Below are 1207 nucleotides of genomic sequence, written 5' to 3'. Positions count from 1 at the left end.
GACCTCGACGCCAAGGCACTCCATCACGCGGCGGAACACTGCCGACTTACCGACCGGCCCGTTGTCCAGTTGGATCGCGCTCGGGATGCCCTGCAACCGATTTCCTGCTTCCTCCTTGGCTGACATGGCGTTGAACAGAAACCTCAGCCCCGTCTCGACATCCTCGCCGTATACGCAGCGGTATTCCTGGTAGGCCCCTTGACGCTCCCCGGAACTGACCCGCTTTTGCTCACCAAAGCTGACCCACCAAGCGTCACCCAGTGAGCCCCTGTTGAGGTCTGCAGCGATTTCCGGAAGCCGAACCTCGTAGCCCCGCAAGCTCGGTCGGCAGGCCACGCCGGTTGGCAACGCAGCAGCGCGCGTAGCTCCGAGTGCCTGCTCTTCTGATTACGCGGTCGAGCCCCCTTTACCGAACACACCGGGTCCGCCCAGTTCACCGGCCGCAACACGTTGCGGCCAGCCCTCGCAAGATCTCCCGCAGCGCGACAGGAACCCCTGCATAGGGCCAATCTTCCCGCACGACGTCGTGTGGGGAGAAACCGTCATGGAGTACCGGCAGTGCAAGGCCTGTCGTCAGCCGTTCCGGCCCCGTCCGCAGAACCCCGACCAATGCTTTTGTTCTGCCGCCGCCTGCCAGCGCGAACGGCGACGGCGTTGGCAAGCGGCCAAACGCCAGAACGATCCCGACTATCGGGATAACCAGAAGCGCGCGCAGAAGGCTGGGCAGAGCGCCACTCCGACTATTGGCGGACATATCGAGACCAGCATCCGGAATACGTCGCGCGCAATCGTGCCCGGCAGCGGGAACGCGCACTCGGCCGGGCTGGGGTTGCAAAGATGGACGCGTCAAAGACGGAAATAGCCCTTCCCTCAGGCACTTATCGCTTATCGCCGATGATCGACGCGTCACTTGCAAAGATGGACGCGTGGACGGTCGAAATCACCGTTCTTTCAGCCACTTGTCGCGCTCCCTGAGGCACATGCCGCGGCTTGCAAAGAGAGGACTCGATCGCCTTGCAGCGGTCGCCTCGCTAGGCTGGATGCCATAGGAGGTCAACCGCATGGATCAGACGGCCGCTACGGCCCAGACTCTGGATTTGCACCGACTGGAGTTGCGCTACGTCGAGCTTCGCGTGCCGGATACGGCGGCGATCACGCGTCTGGCCCAGTCGATCGCGGTCAATGGCCAACTCGTCCCCTGCATTGC

Annotated in this window: 1 pseudogene; it reads right to left on the bottom strand. The window is 63.2% G+C overall.

Annotated elements, in window-relative coordinates:
• A pseudogene (locus E4Q23_RS24355) lies at positions 1 to 207 on the bottom strand (IS481 family transposase); the annotation flags it as partial.
• Positions 208 to 1207: the final 1000 nt, after the last annotated feature.

Origin of the sequence: Candidatus Accumulibacter phosphatis, from assembly GCF_012939955.1 — a bacterium.
In the GTDB taxonomy this organism is placed as follows: Bacteria; Pseudomonadota; Gammaproteobacteria; order Burkholderiales; family Rhodocyclaceae; genus Accumulibacter; species Accumulibacter delftensis.
This window is presented reverse-complemented; position numbering and strand designations above follow the sequence as displayed.